This window comes from Mesorhizobium sp. C416B (assembly GCF_030323165.1).
Classification (GTDB): domain Bacteria; phylum Pseudomonadota; class Alphaproteobacteria; order Rhizobiales; family Rhizobiaceae; genus Mesorhizobium.
In genome coordinates, this window is the sequence record NZ_CP100471.1 from 5,314,188 (window position 1) to 5,330,817 (window position 16,630).

Consider the following 16,630-nt stretch of genomic DNA (forward strand, 5'->3'; position numbering starts at 1 on the left):
CGTGCCATTAAGTGCCGGCACGCGCGGTTCGGGTTTGGGTTTAGAACATTGAGCGACCGTCAGAAGATCATTTGGATGATAGCGCTGGCGATCCTCGCCGGCATCGGGGTGATATTGCTAAATCACTGGATCAAAGGCGATCTCTACGCGGCGGGTCCATTGACTTCGACTACCCAGATGCCACATTTAGTTCGGCCGGCATGACCGGTTCTTTTTCTATCCGATTTCTGGCCCGCCGGTTCGCGCCGGCGGATTTTTTGCGGGGGTAGGATACTCAGCGCGGATTTGGCTATCTTGCCCCTGATTGTCAGAGGCGGAGCTGCGGTGATCGCTCCGCAATGATGGCCAACGGCGGTTCCACGACGGCGGCATACGCGCTTGAGAGATGAGAGTGGCTGTTTCATAAAGAGGATATCATGCCTGCGGACGATGGTAGTCTACGCGACATTCTTGGAATTCTGTTGGTTCTCCTACTCGTAGGCGCCAACGGTTTCTTTGTCGCCGCCGAATTTGCGCTGGTCGCGGTTAGACGAAGCCGCGTCGACGAATTGGCTACAGCTGGACGCTCGAACGCCAGCCTCCTTCAACGGGCTTTGGTGAATCTCGATGCGAACCTTGCAGCAACTCAGCTCGGCATCACCATCTCATCGCTGGCGCTCGGTTGGGTCGGCGAGCCTGCACTCGCTCATCTGATCGAGCCACTCCTCTTGGGAGTGATGGGGTCGCTGGCCACGGCAGCTTCGCACACCATTGCCGTCGCAATCGCCTTCATCATCATAACCGCGCTACACATTGTCCTGGGTGAACTAGCGCCGAAAAGTCTGGCGCTCCAGCGCAGCGAGAGCACGGCACTTCGGGTCGTCCGCCCTCTCGGTCTGTTCCTGTTCCTGCTCAGGCCGGCGATTCTTGTTCTCAACGGTCTCGGCAATCTGGTGCTGCGTCTGTGCGGTCTGCGTCCGGGCACAGGCGAGGAGTCCTTGCATTCGCCCGAAGAGCTGAAGCTGCTCGTGGCGGCAAGCCAGGAGGCAGGGCTCCTTCATCAGACGCAACAGGAACTGGTCGAGCGTGTCTTCAACATCGGCGATCGGCGCATTGCCGACATCATGACACCGCGACGCGATATCGACTGGATCGATACCGACGACATCCCTGACGAGATTCTGCGCACCATCCGGCAATGTCGCCATGAGCAGCTTCTGGTCGGCCGTGGGGGGATAGACGAACCGCTTGGCATGATTCTGAAGAAGGACCTTCTCGACCAGGTGCTCGACGGCAAAACGCTTGACCCGATGGCGGTCATCCGAGAACCTTTGATCGTTCACGAGGCAACGCCGATTTTCCGTGTACTCGATCAGTTCAAGCGGACGCCGGTGCGTCTGGCGATCGTCATCGACGAATATGGCGCTCTGGAGGGGATCGTCACCCAGACCGATCTGCTCGAAGCCATCGCAGGGGACCTTCCTGACCTGGACAATGAGGACCCTGATGTCATCGAGCGCGATGACGGGTCCTTGCTCATCGACGGAATGATGCTGGCGCACGATGCGTTCGCTCGCCTAGGATTCCGATCGGGGTCTGCCGAAGGGGATTTTCACACGATCGCTGGGTTCGCCTTGTCCAGCCTTGGGCACTTGCCGGAAGCCGGTGAGCACTTTGACTACGAGGGCTGGCGCTTCGAGATCCTCGATATGGATGGAAGGCGGATCGACAAGCTGCTCGCTCGCCGTGAGCCGCCTACATCCAAGCCGGCAACCAGTTGAGACTGACCGCGCGACAGGCCGGTAAGCCGGCCGGCCTTTTGCGCGCGAATATTCCCACTTTTCGAACCCACGCTCCCACAGTAGTCCCTATCCACAAACGCCCGTCAGTTCGCCCAGGACGCGTATCCGCTGGAGTCACAGTGACTGGTGAGCGTCTTCGCGTCGCGCTATGTGATCAATGGAACCGACAGTTGAGGGTCTAAATGGACGCCAAGAGCGCCGTCTGGCTGATTATTGGGGTCCTGGTGGTGCTAGTGGTGGCCTTTCTCACCGCAATGGCATTCGGGCTGCTATGAGTCAGCCAGGCTGATCGACACTCGCCACAGGCCGTTGTGGCGCCGTGGCGGTGGCACCCCCATTACCACAGCGACTGCGCGACGGAGGGACATGTCGGTTGCGTGTCGACGAGCGACCACAGATGCGGCATGCGGCAATTTTTTGCGGCGAAGAATGATTTTTGAATCGTGTACAGAAGTCATGGCCAAGACCAATCCGAAATCCCCTGATTTTCCGCCGCCGCGCCGTTGACCCGCTTTGAGAAAGCCGAGTTCGCGAAGCTTTGCGATCCGAAAGGCCGTCGCAAATCAACTTGCGCCGACAGATGCCTCGCTGGTCTGTGATCTGGTAGCGGCGAGGTCGCGCTGATTCGCCATGCGAGCCCTGTTCAAGCGCGCTGTGGCCGATTGCAGCGACTCCGAATTTCTTTTGACGAAACGACATCTGCTGTCGATCACCAGCGGCATTGACCGGACGACGGCGGCCACGCAAATGATGGCCGCGCAATTGGGCGTCTAAGCCCGTCGCTCGCCATGGGAGGGCTTCCTTGCCGCCATGGCGGCTTTGACCATGTTCGCATTTTCGATGGATACCTTCGCACACGGCGGCGGCACCGATGCCAATGGATGCCATACCAACCACAAGACTGGCGAGTATCACTGCCACTGATATCAGGACCAAATTGCGTGATTTGGGTTCGTGCGAGTAGGCATATTCGCGGCGCCTAGATAGCAGCGTTGCTCACCATGGGGGGGCGCAGATGAGAATTCGAAGGCTGTTCCACTTGGGCACATTGATGCTTGCGGCGGCATCAGCCACGCCATGTCATGCGCAGGGGACTTTCGGAGGAAATGACTGCACCGAAGATTGTTCCGGGCATAAAGCTGGCTACGACTGGGCTGAGCAAAATCAGATTTCCAACGACAGCGACTGCAGCTCAAACAGCCAACCATTTAATGAGGGCTGCCAAACCTTCGTCGAAGACTCGTCTCGCGGTTCGAACGAAGACGATGAAGGCGAAGAGATAGACGACTGAGATACAGCGCTGATTCGGATAGGATCCAGCCGGCGGCTTCCCGTCGTGTAGGCGCGGTCGCTTTTGGTGTGGCATCTTTCATCGGCTGCGCTCATGCCGAAGACGCGTGCGCCCCAAACTACGCGGCAGCCTGCGTTCCAATCGCCAGCGACGTCGATTGCTCCTCCGGAAAGGGCAATGGTCCGCCTATGTACGCGGCCCGGTCACTGTTGTCGGCAGGGATATCTATGATCTGGACCGCGACGGCGATGGGATCGGCTGCGAAAACGGCTAGAGCCACGCTACGGCTTGGACGGCCCTGTCCCGTTCCACTGGATGAACGCCACTTCCTTCCCGGTGACTTCCCGCACGGCTTTCAACAGCACCTCATGCAGGACGCGCGTCTGCCGGTAAGTGGTCGCTATCGGGCGATATAAACGGCTTGATGATACTTAAGTGCAGTGCCTCCGCTGCCGTCACAAAGCGCTCAATTTCAGCCTGTGATAATTGCTGCGAACCTTTCGACCTGGCCATGTCCCACCCTCGAAATCTCTGTGTGCCAGACGACCTTGCCGTCGATCTTCATCGGCTTGTGGATCATCAAGCGCTTCGGCAGATGCTCGGGATGCACCTCCAAACCAATGGTCGAACCGGGAATTTCCACCACTCTTATCGGGAAAGTCACGCAGCGCATCACCTCGGCGTCAGACGCCCGGCGTGAATCCGACCTTCCAGCAATGCCTCACCGCGCGTCGGCGTGACCGCAGCGGGAACATTCGGCCATGCGGTGGAGGATCAGGTGTGACGCATCTATAGGAAATCGTCGGCATCTGTCGGCTTAGAAGTGCTGCCCTCAGCAATCAATTGGTCGCCTTCGGAGCCGCCCCGAACGCGATGACGATTCAGCCCAAAGATTAGGGAAATCGGACGTCCCTTCTTCACCGGTTAGGAGTAGGACCAACACCGCCCTGGCGCGTGAGGAAGGTCTGTGACCGAAATTCAGAAGCGCAGGGCGCAAGCTACAATGGCCCTGACTGGATCTTAGCCAATGTGGCGTTCCTTCCGGGTATTCTTTCCAGGCCACGCCCAAGGCGTCCTCGAATGGATTGGGTCTGACCGAAGACCGTCTTCGTTTCACTCCGTCTCGATCGTCTTCTCGCAACGTCGGCGCTGCGTTTTCTTCCCCTGTCCGCTGCGCGTCCATTCCTCACGGTCCAAGAAAGCCTCGCGTCGCCGTCTTCCACTTCGTTTCAGCCCCTTCGGGATGCAGACCGATCGTTTCCGGTCTCACGTCCACCATCGAGGCCGCCTTGGGCGCGGCCCGAGAAAACACAAAGGAACATCACCATGGCTACGATCGGCACTTTCTCCCGCACCGCGAACGGCTTCTCCGGCTCGGTCAAGACCCTCAATCTCAACGTCAAGACGGTAACGTTCGCTCCGACGGATGGCGAAAATGAAAAGGGTCCCGACTTCCGCATCTTCGCTGGCGCCACCGAGTTCGGGGCGGCATGGAAGAAGACCTCGCGCGAGGGACGCGACTACCACTCGGTCAAGCTCGACGATCCCAGCTTCCCCGCTCCGATCTATGCGAGCCTGGTCGAGACCGACACCGAGGGTGAGTTCTCGCTCATCTGGTCACGCCGCGCCGCAGAGTGACCCGACAAAACACGAAGCCCCGCCGCAAGGCGGGGCTTTGCCATGTTCAGGTCCTATACAACTTGGCACGTCCGCTAGGTGCAGCGCGTTACGCTTTGGCCGGCGCCTTGCGGACCTTCTTCAGCGGCGACTTCATGGCCGCCGCAGTCGTCGCCGCTGCCGCCGCACGAGTAGCCCGTTTTGGTTTTTCCGCCGCGGCAGACGTGGGCGTCGCCGCCTTGCGCCCGAGCCCTATTGATTTCGCCAGAGCCGACAGGGTAGCCGCGTAGTTCGGCGCCACCATCGGATAGTCGGACGGCAGGTTCCATTTCTGCCGGTATTCGTCGGGGGTCAGGTTGAAGTGCTGAAGGTGCCGCTTGAGCGATTTGAATTTCCTTCCGTCTTCCAGACAGATGATGAAGTCAGGTGTCACCGATTTCTTGATCGAAACTGCCGGGTCCTGTTTTACCACAGGTTCTACCGCCGGCGTGCCGATGCCATTCATTCAGGGCGGCATGAATGTCGCCGATGAGTTTCGGCAACTCGCCAACCGGTACTGGATTGTTCGATACATAGGCGGCGACAATGTCAGCCGTTATCGACACGGTATCCAGTTTGTTGCCTTGCTCGAGAGCAGCGGTCATATAATTTCCCTTTTTGTATCGGCTGGGATGCCTTTGCCGAAGCGAGGAGCTTCCCTGGCTTTTCCGCCCGTTCCAGCTGTGCAAAGCCGTGCCGCTGGCTCTCGCCCTGGCTATAGAGTTTGTATCAATGCGCAGTGTGCATGATCGAATCTGGAGGGCGTGGGAGGTTTCGAGGGCACGATCTGGATTTTGAAGTTCGCTCATAGGGCAGCGCCCGCTTTGACGAGCGTCGCCAACGCGAGCCTTGCGCTCTATATCACCAGGATCAAGGCTCGCGAGAGAAGATTGTCGGCGGTCGCGAGGAGATCGCGAAAGCTTCCTGCGCAAGCGCTTGACTGCGGCGCTGGCACACCGGCGGAAGTTTGCTGTTCCGACTTCGGACTGGCCGCTGCTCGCGCCAACTGTGGCTATGTTCGCCAGTCCATCTGCTCTTCACGCCGTTCACCATCGAATGCCTGCTTTCCCTTCGCGGCCAAAAGCTCCCGCGCATGCTTACCGTCATGGCCCTGCAGCTTCGCGGCGATCCAGAGCATCGCGCCGTAGATGATTGCGCGATCGTCATTGGTGAGCTCGACAATGCCTGCCTTGACGACGAGACCGCCAAGCTCGATCAGCTGTCGGGTGCGTTTGCGACGCTCCACCTGCCATGTTCTCATGTCATTGCGAGCCTGTGCCGCCTGCCGGCGATTGCGCGCTGCCCGGTTGCGCTGGAGCGCCGCGAGGGTTGCGCTGAGATGCCGAAGCAGTTCGCCGGGACCTGCTCTCGAAAAACATCACCCCACGCTTGGCCCATGCCTCACGCTTTGCCGTGTCTTTCGTCTCGGCGATGGCTACCAGTGCGCCGGCCAGTTCGTCGGTGCTGAGCTGATCGGCGCCGGTGGCGATCACCAGTTCGCCAAGTTGCTGCACCTTTCGCGTTTTGAGCTCTCGCGCTTTTTCTTCAAGCGCCTTTAGTTCGGCGTCGAAGTCACGTGGCTTGCGCATGGCTATCTCCATTGATTGTCGGTGTGGCAATGATAGGCGAGCGGCTGCCGGAAGGCTTCAGGGTTGCCGAGACAGCCCGGGACGGGCTGGTCCATCCCGAGATTTTTTCGAGGGAGGGCGCGCTTATACGTCGTGCCGACGTACGCTTTGACGTGCAAATGATCTGGTCGCGATGGCGATCTATCATCTTCATGTCAAGGTCATTGGCCGCAAGGCAGGCTCAAGCGCTGTGGCGTCCGCTGCCTACCGCTCGGCTTCGCGGCTGCGCGACGAGCGGATTGAACGAAGCCACGATTTCTCCGCCAAGCGCGGTGTTGTTCATTCCGAGGTGATGCTGCCAGAGCATGCACCGGAGGCCTGGCGCGACCGCGAACGGCTTTGGAACGATGTCGAGGCGTTCGAGGTGAGGAAGGATGCGCAACTTGCCCGCGAGGTCGAGTTTGCGCTCCCGCGTGAACTCAGCCAGGCGCAAGGCATCGAGTTGGCGCGTGACTTTGTACAAGTCGAGTTTGTCAGCAAGGGCATGGTCGCCGATCTTAACGTGCATTGGGACAGGGCGGAGGATGGCAGTCCCAAGCCACATGCTCATGTCATGCTCACCATGCGGTCCGTGGAGGAGAATGGTTTTGGTGCCAAGGTTCGAGACTGGAATGCTACCCAGCTGGTCGAGCGCTGGCGCGAGCGGTGGGCGGAGCTGGCCAATGAACGCCTGGCCGAACTCGACATCGACGCCCGCATCGATCATCGCAGTCTGGAAGCGCAAGGCATTGCGCTGGAGCCGCAAACTCAGATCGGCGCCCCGGCTCAACGCATCGAGCGCAGTGGCCTTGCTGCTGGCCACGATGAAGCAGATCGCGCCGAACTGCATCGCGAGATCGCGCGCAACAATGGTGCGCGCATCATTGCCGATCCATCGTTGGCGCTCGACGCCATCACCCATCAGCAATCGACCTTCACCCGAAAAGAAATTGCGAAGTTTGCGCATCGCCACAGCGATGGAGTAGAGCAGTTCAACGCGGTGGTGGCAGCCATCAGCAACGCACCCGATCTGATCGAGCTCGGCAAAGACAGGCGCGGCGAAGACCGTTTCACAACCCGGCAGATGATCGAGACCGAACAGCGCCTTCACCGCGCTGCGGAACGCATGGATTTGGACGAGCGTCATGCGGTGAGTGACGCACATCGCGAGGCAGCACTGGCGCGGGCTGCGCAACGCGGGCTTATCCTTTCAGACGAGCAGAGCGATGCGCTTGCACATATCACCGATGGTCGCGGTCTTGGTGTCGTTGTCGGTTTTGCCGGAACGGGCAAGAGCGCCATGCTGGGGGTTGCCCGCCAGGCATGGGCAGCGGCGGGCTACGAGGTTCGAGGCGCGGCACTCTCCGGCATTGCCGCCGAGAATCTGGAAGGCGGATCAGGCATCTCATCACGCACCATCGCCAGTATGGAGCATAGCTGGGGACAGGGCCGCGATCTGCTCACAGCTCGCGATGTCCTGGTGATTGATGAGGCCGGCATGGTCGGCACGCGCCAGTTGGAGCGCGTGCTTTCCCATGCCGCCGACGTTGGCGCAAAAGTTGTCTTCGTCGGCGATCCGCAGCAGTTGCAAGCAATCGAAGCCGGCGCTGCATTCCGCGCCATCCATGAGCGTCATGGCGGCGTCGAAATCGGCCAGGTGCGCCGGCAGCGCGAGGACTGGCAGCGTGACGCTACGCGCGATCTGGCAACCGGCAGGATCGGCGCCGCGATCGGCGCCTACGACGTGCAAGGGATGGTGCATCAGGCTGCAACGCGCAATGAGGCGCGAGGTGAACTCGTCGAGCGCTGGGATCGCGACAGGCAGGCGCATCCAGAGGCAAGCCGGATCATCCTCACCCACACAAACGACGAGGTGCGCGCCCTGAACCAGGCAGCGCGCGAGCGCATGCGCGCTGCCGGCGATCTCGGCGACGAGGTTCAGGTGGATGTCGAACGCGGCCCAAGAGCCTTCACCAGCGGCGACCGGGTCATGTTCCTGCGCAACGAGCGCGGGCTTGGGGTCAAGAACGGCACGCTTGGCATTGTAGAGGAAGTCAGCACACAGAGCATGACCGTGCGCACCGATGACGACAGGTCGGTTCGCTTCGACCTGAAAGATTATTCCCACATCGACCACGGTTATGCCGCAACCATTCACAAGGCGCAGGGCATGACGGTTGACCGGACCCATGTGCTCGCTACACCGGGCATGGATGCGCATGGCAGCTACGTCGCACTGTCGCGGCATCGAGACGGAATGGACCTGCACTACGGCAGCGATGACTTTACGACCCGCGAACGCCTCGTCCGGACGCTGTCACGGGACCGCGCCAAGGACATGGCGTTGGATTACGGGCAGGTCGACCCGGCACAACACTATGCCGAGCGGCGCGGCATCACATTCCGCGAGCGCGTGATCGAGATCGTGCGCCGGATCGTCCCGGAGAAGCTGCGCGACAGGATAGGCGGACTGCTCGACGGGTTGCGCTCGCCTGCAGACGCCGTGCCCATGCAGGAACGTGGACCTGGGCCGGGAAGGGAGAGTGTAGAGGTACGGATCGGAGATGCGGACCCGACGCCCGGCAGAGAAAATCTCGCCACCGGAGTGCCACGCGGCGCGAATGTGCCGGTGGACGCGGAAGCGGCGTTGCGCAGCGCTCGTACGAAGGCGCTTGTTCGTCACGCGCGCGCTATCGACGCGATATCGCACAACGGAGATGCGGATGGGCTGGGCAGTCCCGAGCAGATGCGCGAGTTGAGGGATGCCCGTAGGGCCTTCGAGAAGGTGCGGCCCTTTGGCTGGCGCGATGCCGAAGCGGCTTATGTGAAAAATCCCGAACTTGTCCACGAGGCGGGGGCTGGCCGCGTCCGCCGCATCGTGCTTGCTCTCCAGCTTGAGACGGAAATCCGCACCGGGATAGACATCGATCCAGGCCGCCGCGCCGACCGTTTCGTCGAACGCTGGCAAAAGCTCGATCGGACGGGACGGGAGCAATATCAGGCCGGCGACATGTCCGGCTACAAGTCAACGCGTTCGGCCATGTCCGATATGGCCAAGAGCCTTGAACGCGATCCGCAGCTTGAATCCATGCTTGCCAATCATAAGAAGGCGCTTGGCATCGAGGTCGAATCCGGCCGGCGTCTGGGTGTGGAACTGGCATTCAGCCATGGCATCGGAAAGGGGCGGGGCCTTGGGCTCTGACACCCCTCCGATTTGCCGCCGTTTTCACGCTACAGGCGGATGAAGCGAAAAATCGGATTGCCTCCGGCATGGGTTCGTCCTGTCTGTCCCAACAGAAATCAGCAACAACCATTCAGGTGGACGCAAGCTATGTCCGAGCCGGATCGTATCGTTCGTCTCAAAACAGTCCTCGCCAGGACCGGCCTGTCCCGCTCGACAATCTATCGCAAGATCGCCGACGGCACGTTCCCGGCTCAACTGAGGATCAGCACCAATGGCGCCGGGTGGCATGAATCCGAGATCAACCGCTGGGTTGAGGATCCCATTCGATGGGGGTCGAAGGCTGAGGTGAAGAGGTTCGATTGAACGGGTAGGTGCAACAACTTGGGGGCTTCCTTGCCGGTTCTGCAAAATTGTCAATTTGCACTAGCGCGGTCACACGCTCCCATCGCTCAACCTGTTACTTCCGATAGCTTCTTGATGGCTGACGGAGCGCTAAAACCGAGAATCTCGGCGAGGTTTATAAACTCCACGACATCAACACGTCTCTGTCCGCTTTCTAGTCGAGCTACGAACGATTGGTATTGGCCGAGCCTGGTTGCCAACTCAAATTGCGTAAGGCCTGCCGCTTCACGGTTTTTGATCAGCAGCGCGATCAAAGCTTTGTGCCGATTCGTACCGAGTGTATCGACCACTTATCACCTCATCTGAACTCAGATGGGGGCTTCCTTTATATCTGATTTTCAGTTATCTTAAATTCAGATATTTAGCTGAGGCCGCCAAAGCGTTTGGCTGTATCACCAACCATGCAAAGCTGTTTGGAGCTCGGATCATGGATGATTCCGACGATAGCATAAATTTGTTTTTCATCACCCGGCGGCGCTTGCTGACGGGAACGGCCACGGGCGCGGCGGCATGGCCCTTCCAGGCAAAATCGCTGGCTGGCGAACTGACGGACGGCAGCGCGGCCGATCCTGCTCTTCGTCTGTGTGGGAGCTGGCAAAGAATCCATGATGAGACACTGGCGCTGTGCCGCGAACAGCGGCGGTTGGAGACACACCTCGCCAGGATAGTTGGCTTTCCCTGCGCCAAGGTGCGGCTTGCCGATGGTACGGACGTGACGCTCCATTCCATCCAGAGCCTGAACGATGCCCACTCTCCTGAAAATGAAGTCGAATGGGGCAGGGCGCTTGCGGATTTCGTGGCACACCAGGCGCGCTGGGACGCTGCTGATGCTGAGATCGGCTATTCGAGAACAGACGAACTGATCCGGCAATCGGAAACAGTCGAAGGGGCACTTCTGGATGATCTACCGCAGACAGCGGCCACGTCCATCGAAGGCATTTTGGCCAAGCTCAAGGTCATCCTGCGTGACGGTGAGCACTGGGAACATCCAGACGATTTTCCCTGGCCGCACATCCGATCGGTACTGCATGACCTCATCCGTCTTCACCGTTTAGACGCTGCGACGAACCCAAGCTCAGAAAAGCAGCAAAACTCACAGAGCAGGTGAAGCCTTGATGAAAATCTTGGATCGTTTTCAAAGCGGTGTGGCACCTAACGGTGAGGTCGGTCCCCATCCGGCCGACCGTCACGTCGGCAGGCAGATCGCGACTCTGCGAGTCCAGTCGGACGTCTCGCAGGCGCAACTGGCCCGTGCGATCCGCATCAGCTTTCAACAGCTCCAGAAATACGAAAGCGCGCGCAACCGCGTCAGCGCTTCCACGCTCTACGAAATCGCCCGCTCGCTGGATGTTCCTGTCAGCCGCTTCTTCGATGGTCTGCCGGGCAATGGCGAGGCAACCGCTCCGCTCCTGCCCGTAGACGAACGCCTGGGCTTCATCGCCAGCGCGGAAGGCAGACGCTTGATCGAAAGGCTGATGCGACTCCCCCCGCGTGTGCGCAACCGCGTGTCGTCTCTGCTCTTTGAATTGGGAAAGGGAATCGATCCTGTGCAATGCCCAGACGAGTATTAGAAACGAGGTTGAGGAGGTCGTGAGGGCCCGCGCCACTTGTTGCCTACAACCTCGGAAAGACGGCGGTGGGTGTAGTCAGGCGATCCCGCCAGACATGCCTGAGAGCTTCTCCAGAGCCGCCCGGAATAGCTTGCGGCTTGAGGTTGGGACTTGCGGATTTCCGAAAAGCACGCCTTGCTATCCAATTCTGCGACTAATCAATTTGATGGCTTTTCTCATCTCCTGCATGCGCGCATCTGGGAGACATGGACCAAGATCATGATCTCGGCAGGATTGAACCAAGCCGCGCATTCTGCGGACTGTTATTTTCAGCAGAAGCCCAGCCGATCCGTAGCGAGCGCTACTCGCAATGGTTGTGAGGTACCAAAAAAGGGCCTTGTTCCGAGCGCCTGACAGAGCGATTCTGCGCCTTGCAAAAGCACTTGCGCGCCAAGCGGCTCGCGAAGACCACGAGCGTGAACAGGCCGAGAAAACTTATCATGACTCGAACCGCGATCTACGCACGCTTCTCAACCGACCTCCAAAATGAGCGATCAATCGACGATCAACTCGCTTTGTGCCGAGCATATGCAGAACGTGAGGGGTTGAACGTTGTCGCAACGTTTGACGACCGAGCACGCTCCGGTGGCTCCGTCCTGGGCCGTGACGGATTACTTCAGCTCATGGACAAAGCGCGTGAGCACGAATTCGACGTGCTCGTCGTAGAGGCACTTGATCGGCTCTCGCGCGACATGGAAGACCTTGCGGGCATTCACAAACGCCTTTCATTTCTCGGCATCGAAATTCGTGCCGTTCACGAAGGCGTGGTGAACACGGTCTTGGTCGGCCTGCGCGGTCTCGTTGGCCAGCTATACCGAGAGGACATCGCTCACAAAGTCCGCAGGGGCCAAGCCGGCCGAGTCAACAAAGGGCTTCACGCCGGCGGTCTGACCTATGGCTATTCGTACGTGCTAGGCGATCCCGGGAAGCGGATGATCGCAGAGGATGAAGCGGAAATCGTGCGTCGTGTCTTTCGAGAGTATGTCGCAGGGCAAACCCCGCGCGATATCGCTCACGATCTAAACACAGACCGCATACCGCCGCCTCGCGGTCGTGCCTGGAATGCCTCCACCATCAATGGAAATGTGCAGAGAGGGACGGGGCTGCTTCACAATGAGCTTTATGCTGGCCGCCTGATCTGGAACAGGGTCAGAATGATCAAGGATCCTGACACGGGGAAACGTGTCTCGCGCCCAAATCCCAAGGGTGACTGGCGAGTAGTCGCAGTGCCCGACCTCGCTATTGTTCGGTCCGACCTGTTCGACGCAGCACAAGCACGCAAGAAGGCGCGTGCAACCACTCATCCAAGCCACCAGCGCCGACCACGGCACATGTTGACGGGGCTCCTGAGGTGTGGTGCCTGTGGTGCGGGAATGTCGTCGAAAGGCGTGGACAAGTCCAAGCGCATTCGCATCCGCTGTTCCGCCGCGACTGAAAGCGGAACATGCGCCGCTCCCAAGACCTTCTATTTGGATACGATCGAAGCTGCAGTTCTGAACGGCCTTTCCGCCGAGTTGCGCCATCCCGAAGTGATTGCCCAGTACGTCCAGACCTACCACGAAGAACGGAAGCGCTTGGCAGCCGACACCGATGCCAGGCGCAGCCGTTTGGAGCGACGGCTTGAAGAACTAACTCGGGAGATCGAGCGCCTGGTCAACGCCATTGCCAAGGGCTATGGCGACCCAGCCGTGCTGGGACCGCAATCAACAACGCTGAATGAAGAGCGTAAGGGCATTCTAGCCGAGTTGGATCGGGTGCCCGCCGCTACGGCAGTGATCGCGCTGCACCCTGCGGTGCTCGCTCGCTACGAGGAACAACTAAACCAACTTCGGACCGGGCTTGCTAAGGGCATTGCTTTTGGCGATTCCGAATGTGCAGAGGCAATGCGCGACTTGGTCGAAACCGTCACGGTGTTTCGAGATCCATCGAGGATCGGCGGCGTCGAAGTCGAAATCGCTGGGCGGTTAACGGCACTCTTGGGCGAGGGTGCCTTCCCCCACGGCGTCAAAGGAGCGGGGGGAATGGTGGTAGCGGGAGAGGGACTTGAACCCCCGACCCCAGGATTATGATTCCCGTGCTCTAACCAACTGAGCTACCCCGCCAGGGCGGCGAAAGGCCCGAAATCCGCCTTAAATCGAAAGGCATTTCGAGGCGTTCGCCAAGGTCGCGCGGATATAAGGTTGGGAGGGCGAGCCTGTCAAGCATCGATGCGCGAGGGGCGCCGGCATATTGTCGCCGGTAAAAGCTTTGCCGGGCTGGCATCTCCGGTAAGCCACCGGGGTTGAGTTCGACGGGGCACGCCGCTATGTCTCGGCCAAGAAATTAGAGTTTGAAGCTGATGAAGCCGCGCATTGCAGTCCTCGGTTGCGGATACTGGGGCAGCAACCACATCCGCACCCTCAAGGCGCTCGGCGCGCTGCATGCGGTTTCCGATGCCAATCGGGCGCGGGCCGAAGGCTTTGCCAGCGAGCAGGACTGCCTGGCGATCGAGCCCGACCAGCTGTTCGTGCGTGATGATATCGACGCCATCGTCATGGCGCTGCCGCCGCAGTTCCATGCCGATCTTGCCGTGCGCGCCGCTGAGGCCGGCAAGGACGTGCTGGTGGAAAAGCCGATTGCGTTGACCGTGCCCGACGCCGAGCGCGCCGTGCAGGCGGCCAAGGACAATGGCCGCGTGTTCATGGTCGGCCATGTCTTGCGCTTCCATCCCGCCTTCGAGACGCTGAAGGCGCTGATCGACAATGGCGAGCTCGGCGAGGTCCGCTACATCCACTCGCACCGGCTCGGCCTCGGCAAATTCCACACCGAGAACGACGCACTGTGGGATCTGGCGCCGCACGATTTGTCGATGATCCTGGCCATCACCGGCACCGAGCCGATCGAGGTCAGGGGCGAGGGAGCGGCACTCCTCGACAATCTCAGCGATTTCGCGCATCTGCACATGCGTTTTCCCAACGGGCTGCGCAGCCATCTCTTCACCTCGCGGCTCAATCCCTATCGCGAGCGGCGGCTGACCGTGGTCGGCACCAAGGCAATGGCGGTGTTCGACGATGTCGAGCCCTGGGAGCGCAAGCTGGCCGTCTACCGCCACGCGGTGTGGCAGGACAGCGGCCAGTGGGCCTTCACCACCAACGAGCCGTCCTATGTCGCGGTCGGCCAGGGGATGCCGCTGACGCGCGAGCTCGAGCACTTTATCCAGTGTATCGAGACGCGGGCCGAGCCGCGCACCAGCGGCGAGGAAGCCATCAGGGTGCTGCGCATCCTGACGGCGGGTACAGTCACGCACACAAAGTCCTGAGACCGTTTCGAAACTCTGCCCTTAAGGCAGATCGAAACTAAAACTGTCTCCGAGAGGGTAGTGTTTACTCAGCGGGAATCTGCGCCGGCCTGGCTGCGAGCCGGCTGAGCATGGCTTCGGCCTCGGCGCCGCGCTCGGAGCGCTCGATGAAGCCGCCGCCGAAGACGCGGGCTTCGTTGCCGTCGTCGGAATAGAGCACGCAGGCCTGTCCGGGCGCGATGCCGGACTCGCCGTCGACCAGTTCGACAAAGGTGCTGCCGGCGCGGTGATGCAGCACGGCCGGGCGCGGCGGCCGCGTCGAGCGCACCTTGGCGAACAGCTCCATGCCGGCGGCCGGAATGTCGGACAGCGCGCGATCGCCCAGCCAATTCATGTTGCGCAGATAGATCTTGTGCGTCTCCAGCGCCTCGCGCGGACCGACGATGACGCGGGCCCGGTCGGCGTCGAGATGGACGACGTAAAGCGGCTCGCCCGAGGCGATGCCGATGCCGCGGCGCTGGCCGATCGTATAGCGCAGGATGCCGTCATGGCGACCGAGCACGCGGCCGTCGATATGGACGATGTCGCCTGGGTTGGCGGCAGCCGGCTTCAGCTTGGCGATGATGTCGGAATATTTGCCCTGCGGCACGAAGCAGATGTCCTGACTGTCCTGCTTGGCGGCAACGGTCAGCCCCATATCTTCGGCGATGGCCCGCACCGCAGGCTTGGACAGCCCACCCAGCGGAAAGCGCAGATAGTCGATCTGCGCCTGCGTGGTGGCAAACAGGAAATAGCTCTGGTCGCGGTCGGCATCGACGGGCCGGAATAGCGCGCGGTGGGCGCCATTGGCCCCGGAGCGGATATAATGGCCGGTGGCGAGCGCATCGGCGCCAAGGTCCTTGGCGGTGGCCAAAAGGTCGGCGAACTTCACCGTCTGATTGCAAGAGACGCACGGAATGGGCGTTTCGCCGGCAACGTAGCTCTCGGCAAACGGGTCGATGACCGCCTTGCGGAAGCGCTCCTCATAGTCGAGCACGTAATGCGGAATGCCCAATGTCTCGGAAACGCGGCGGGCATCGTCAATGTCTTGGCCGGCGCAGCACGACCCGGCCCGGTGCGTTGCCGCGCCATAGTCGTAGAGCTGCAGCGTCACGCCGACGACATCATAGCCTTCGCGCTTCAAAAGGCCTGCAACGACAGACGAATCCACACCGCCCGACATGGCGACGACGATGCGGGTGTTTTGCGGGCTGGCGGGAAGGTCGAGGCTGTTCATGGTTCTTTCGTTCTGCGGCGCTTCAATGGCAGTGGCGCGAATATAGGTCAACCACACCAGCAGCGCCAGCTTTTGCGGCGGTGCCGATTTTGCGGGAAAATTGCGCGTCTGTCCGCCGTTGCCTCAAATGCCGACGAAAAGACTAACGCGGCGTTCATGATCCTTACCTACTCATTAGGGTTCGCTTAGGCAATTTTTAAAGCTGTGGCGGTAATGTGGTGGGGATTGGGTCTTTGAGTTTTTAGTAGAGAGTACGATGACCGATCTTGTTAGACCGCGAGTCAAATATGTTATTGGGCCTGACGGCAGCCCTCTTACGATTGCCGATCTTCCGCCGACGAATACACGTCGCTGGGTTATCCGGCGCAAGGCGGAAGTGGTTGCTGCGGTGCGCGGCGGGCTTTTGAGCCTCGACGAGGCATGCCAGCGCTACAAGCTGACCACCGAGGAATTCCTGTCCTGGCAAGCGTCGATCGACGAATACGGCCTTGCCGGGCTGCGCACGACGCGCATCCAGCAATACCGGCACTAGAGCCAGGACCACAA

At 60.3% G+C, this 16,630-nt stretch carries 17 protein-coding genes, 1 tRNA gene and 2 pseudogenes; 12 read left to right on the forward strand and 8 right to left on the reverse strand.

All coding sequences use genetic code 11. From position 1 onward, the window contains the following. Window positions 1-416: 416 nt before the first annotated feature. From NLY43_RS25890 to NLY43_RS25900, 4 genes are all read left to right on the forward strand, one after another. Window positions 417-1,760, forward strand: a complete 1,344-nt coding sequence (locus NLY43_RS25890; RefSeq protein ID WP_023669895.1) for a hemolysin family protein — start codon at window positions 417-419, stop codon at window positions 1,758-1,760. A 651-nt stretch (window positions 1,761-2,411) separates the two neighbouring features. Beyond that, window positions 2,412-2,555: a hypothetical protein gene (locus NLY43_RS25895; protein WP_023711090.1), complete on the forward strand. Its 144-nt coding sequence runs from the start codon at window positions 2,412-2,414 to the stop codon at window positions 2,553-2,555. Between the two features lie 66 nt (window positions 2,556-2,621). Beyond that, window positions 2,622-2,705, forward strand: a complete 84-nt coding sequence (locus tag NLY43_RS32650) for a YHYH domain-containing protein (RefSeq protein ID WP_348529716.1) — start codon at window positions 2,622-2,624, stop codon at window positions 2,703-2,705. 115 nt (window positions 2,706-2,820) lie between these two features. Then, window positions 2,821-3,072, forward strand: a complete 252-nt coding sequence (locus NLY43_RS25900) for a hypothetical protein (RefSeq protein WP_245263983.1) — start codon at window positions 2,821-2,823, stop codon at window positions 3,070-3,072. A gap of 281 nt (window positions 3,073-3,353) precedes the next feature. Here the strand turns inward: NLY43_RS25900 and NLY43_RS25905 are convergent. Both NLY43_RS25905 and NLY43_RS25910 read right to left on the reverse strand, forming a co-directional pair. Next, a pseudogene (locus NLY43_RS25905) lies at window positions 3,354-3,585 on the reverse strand (hypothetical protein). After that, entirely contained in the window at window positions 3,545-3,736 is a 192-nt protein-coding gene (locus NLY43_RS25910) for a hypothetical protein (protein WP_155929562.1), read from the reverse strand. Before NLY43_RS25910 ends, NLY43_RS25905 begins: the two are co-directional and overlap by 41 nt. Before the next feature lie 662 nt (window positions 3,737-4,398). Here NLY43_RS25910 and NLY43_RS25915 point away from each other — a divergent pair. Next, window positions 4,399-4,710: a DUF736 domain-containing protein gene (locus NLY43_RS25915; protein ID WP_023669902.1), complete on the forward strand. Its 312-nt coding sequence runs from the start codon at window positions 4,399-4,401 to the stop codon at window positions 4,708-4,710. An 88-nt stretch (window positions 4,711-4,798) separates the two neighbouring features. On the opposite strand, the pseudogene NLY43_RS25920 reads toward NLY43_RS25915, so the two are convergent. The 3 genes and pseudogenes from NLY43_RS25920 to NLY43_RS25930 form a co-directional block, all read right to left on the reverse strand. After that, window positions 4,799-5,333 (reverse strand): annotated as a pseudogene (locus tag NLY43_RS25920) (Ros/MucR family transcriptional regulator). A gap of 407 nt (window positions 5,334-5,740) precedes the next feature. Beyond that, window positions 5,741-5,989: a conjugal transfer protein TraD gene (locus NLY43_RS25925; protein WP_023711092.1), complete on the reverse strand. Its 249-nt coding sequence runs from the start codon at window positions 5,987-5,989 to the stop codon at window positions 5,741-5,743. 1 nt (window position 5,990) lies between these two features. Beyond that, window positions 5,991-6,317, reverse strand: a complete 327-nt coding sequence (locus NLY43_RS25930) for a conjugal transfer protein TraD (protein ID WP_023711093.1) — start codon at window positions 6,315-6,317, stop codon at window positions 5,991-5,993. Window positions 6,318-6,489: 172 nt separating this feature from the next. On the opposite strand from NLY43_RS25930, the gene traA reads away from it, so the two are divergent. Together traA and NLY43_RS25940 are read left to right on the forward strand one after the other, a co-directional pair. Beyond that, complete coding sequence (traA, locus tag NLY43_RS25935; RefSeq protein WP_286458867.1) at window positions 6,490-9,537, forward strand: Ti-type conjugative transfer relaxase TraA; 3,048 nt, start codon at window positions 6,490-6,492, stop codon at window positions 9,535-9,537. Window positions 9,538-9,666: 129 nt separating this feature from the next. Beyond that, on the forward strand, window positions 9,667-9,882 hold the full coding sequence (locus NLY43_RS25940) for a helix-turn-helix transcriptional regulator (protein WP_023711095.1): 216 nt from the start codon (window positions 9,667-9,669) through the stop codon (window positions 9,880-9,882). An 86-nt stretch (window positions 9,883-9,968) separates the two neighbouring features. On the opposite strand, the gene NLY43_RS25945 is transcribed toward NLY43_RS25940, so the two are convergent. Next, complete coding sequence (locus NLY43_RS25945; RefSeq protein ID WP_031199210.1) at window positions 9,969-10,211, reverse strand: helix-turn-helix domain-containing protein; 243 nt, start codon at window positions 10,209-10,211, stop codon at window positions 9,969-9,971. A 137-nt stretch (window positions 10,212-10,348) separates the two neighbouring features. Here NLY43_RS25945 and NLY43_RS25950 point away from each other — a divergent pair, with 137 nt between their 5' ends. From NLY43_RS25950 to NLY43_RS25960, 3 genes are all read left to right on the forward strand, one after another. Further along, a complete protein-coding gene (locus tag NLY43_RS25950) occupies window positions 10,349-11,029 on the forward strand; it encodes a hypothetical protein (protein ID WP_023711096.1) in 681 nt (226 codons plus the stop codon). Window positions 11,030-11,036: 7 nt separating this feature from the next. Further along, complete coding sequence (locus tag NLY43_RS25955; RefSeq protein ID WP_023711097.1) at window positions 11,037-11,492, forward strand: helix-turn-helix domain-containing protein; 456 nt, start codon at window positions 11,037-11,039, stop codon at window positions 11,490-11,492. A 479-nt stretch (window positions 11,493-11,971) separates the two neighbouring features. Continuing rightward, window positions 11,972-13,600: a recombinase family protein gene (locus NLY43_RS25960; RefSeq protein ID WP_084561122.1), complete on the forward strand. Its 1,629-nt coding sequence runs from the start codon at window positions 11,972-11,974 to the stop codon at window positions 13,598-13,600. Here NLY43_RS25960 and NLY43_RS25965 read toward each other — a convergent pair. Beyond that, window positions 13,557-13,633: transfer RNA gene (locus NLY43_RS25965), tRNA-Met, on the reverse strand. The genes NLY43_RS25960 and NLY43_RS25965 overlap by 44 nt on opposite strands. A 236-nt stretch (window positions 13,634-13,869) precedes the next feature. Here NLY43_RS25965 and NLY43_RS25970 point away from each other — a divergent pair. Continuing rightward, a complete protein-coding gene (locus tag NLY43_RS25970; RefSeq protein ID WP_023683623.1) occupies window positions 13,870-14,829 on the forward strand; it encodes a Gfo/Idh/MocA family protein in 960 nt (319 codons plus the stop codon). Window positions 14,830-14,893: 64 nt separating this feature from the next. Here NLY43_RS25970 and mnmA read toward each other — a convergent pair whose 3' ends face one another. After that, complete coding sequence (gene mnmA, locus NLY43_RS25975; RefSeq protein WP_023711098.1) at window positions 14,894-16,084, reverse strand: tRNA 2-thiouridine(34) synthase MnmA; 1,191 nt, start codon at window positions 16,082-16,084, stop codon at window positions 14,894-14,896. 256 nt (window positions 16,085-16,340) lie between these two features. On the opposite strand from mnmA, the gene sciP reads away from it, so the two are divergent. Next, window positions 16,341-16,616, forward strand: a complete 276-nt coding sequence (gene sciP, locus NLY43_RS25980; RefSeq protein ID WP_013529904.1) for a CtrA inhibitor SciP — start codon at window positions 16,341-16,343, stop codon at window positions 16,614-16,616. Window positions 16,617-16,630: the final 14 nt, after the last annotated feature.

Coding starts and splice junctions, on each gene's coding strand:
- NLY43_RS25890 (WP_023669895.1), top strand. CDS start 417: ATGCCTGCGGACGATGGTAGTCTACGCGACATTCTTGGAATTCTGTTG.
- NLY43_RS25895 (WP_023711090.1), top strand. CDS start 2,412: ATGCGAGCCCTGTTCAAGCGCGCTGTGGCCGATTGCAGCGACTCCGAA.
- NLY43_RS32650 (WP_348529716.1), top strand. CDS start 2,622: ATGGATACCTTCGCACACGGCGGCGGCACCGATGCCAATGGATGCCAT.
- NLY43_RS25915 (WP_023669902.1), top strand. CDS start 4,399: ATGGCTACGATCGGCACTTTCTCCCGCACCGCGAACGGCTTCTCCGGC.
- NLY43_RS25925 (WP_023711092.1), bottom strand. CDS start 5,989: ATGAGAACATGGCAGGTGGAGCGTCGCAAACGCACCCGACAGCTGATC.
- NLY43_RS25930 (WP_023711093.1), bottom strand. CDS start 6,317: ATGCGCAAGCCACGTGACTTCGACGCCGAACTAAAGGCGCTTGAAGAA.
- traA (WP_286458867.1), top strand. CDS start 6,490: ATGGCGATCTATCATCTTCATGTCAAGGTCATTGGCCGCAAGGCAGGC.
- NLY43_RS25940 (WP_023711095.1), top strand. CDS start 9,667: ATGTCCGAGCCGGATCGTATCGTTCGTCTCAAAACAGTCCTCGCCAGG.
- NLY43_RS25950 (WP_023711096.1), top strand. CDS start 10,349: ATGGATGATTCCGACGATAGCATAAATTTGTTTTTCATCACCCGGCGG.
- NLY43_RS25955 (WP_023711097.1), top strand. CDS start 11,037: ATGAAAATCTTGGATCGTTTTCAAAGCGGTGTGGCACCTAACGGTGAG.
- NLY43_RS25960 (WP_084561122.1), top strand. CDS start 11,972: ATGACTCGAACCGCGATCTACGCACGCTTCTCAACCGACCTCCAAAAT.
- NLY43_RS25970 (WP_023683623.1), top strand. CDS start 13,870: ATGAAGCCGCGCATTGCAGTCCTCGGTTGCGGATACTGGGGCAGCAAC.
- mnmA (WP_023711098.1), bottom strand. CDS start 16,084: ATGAACAGCCTCGACCTTCCCGCCAGCCCGCAAAACACCCGCATCGTC.
- sciP (WP_013529904.1), top strand. CDS start 16,341: ATGACCGATCTTGTTAGACCGCGAGTCAAATATGTTATTGGGCCTGAC.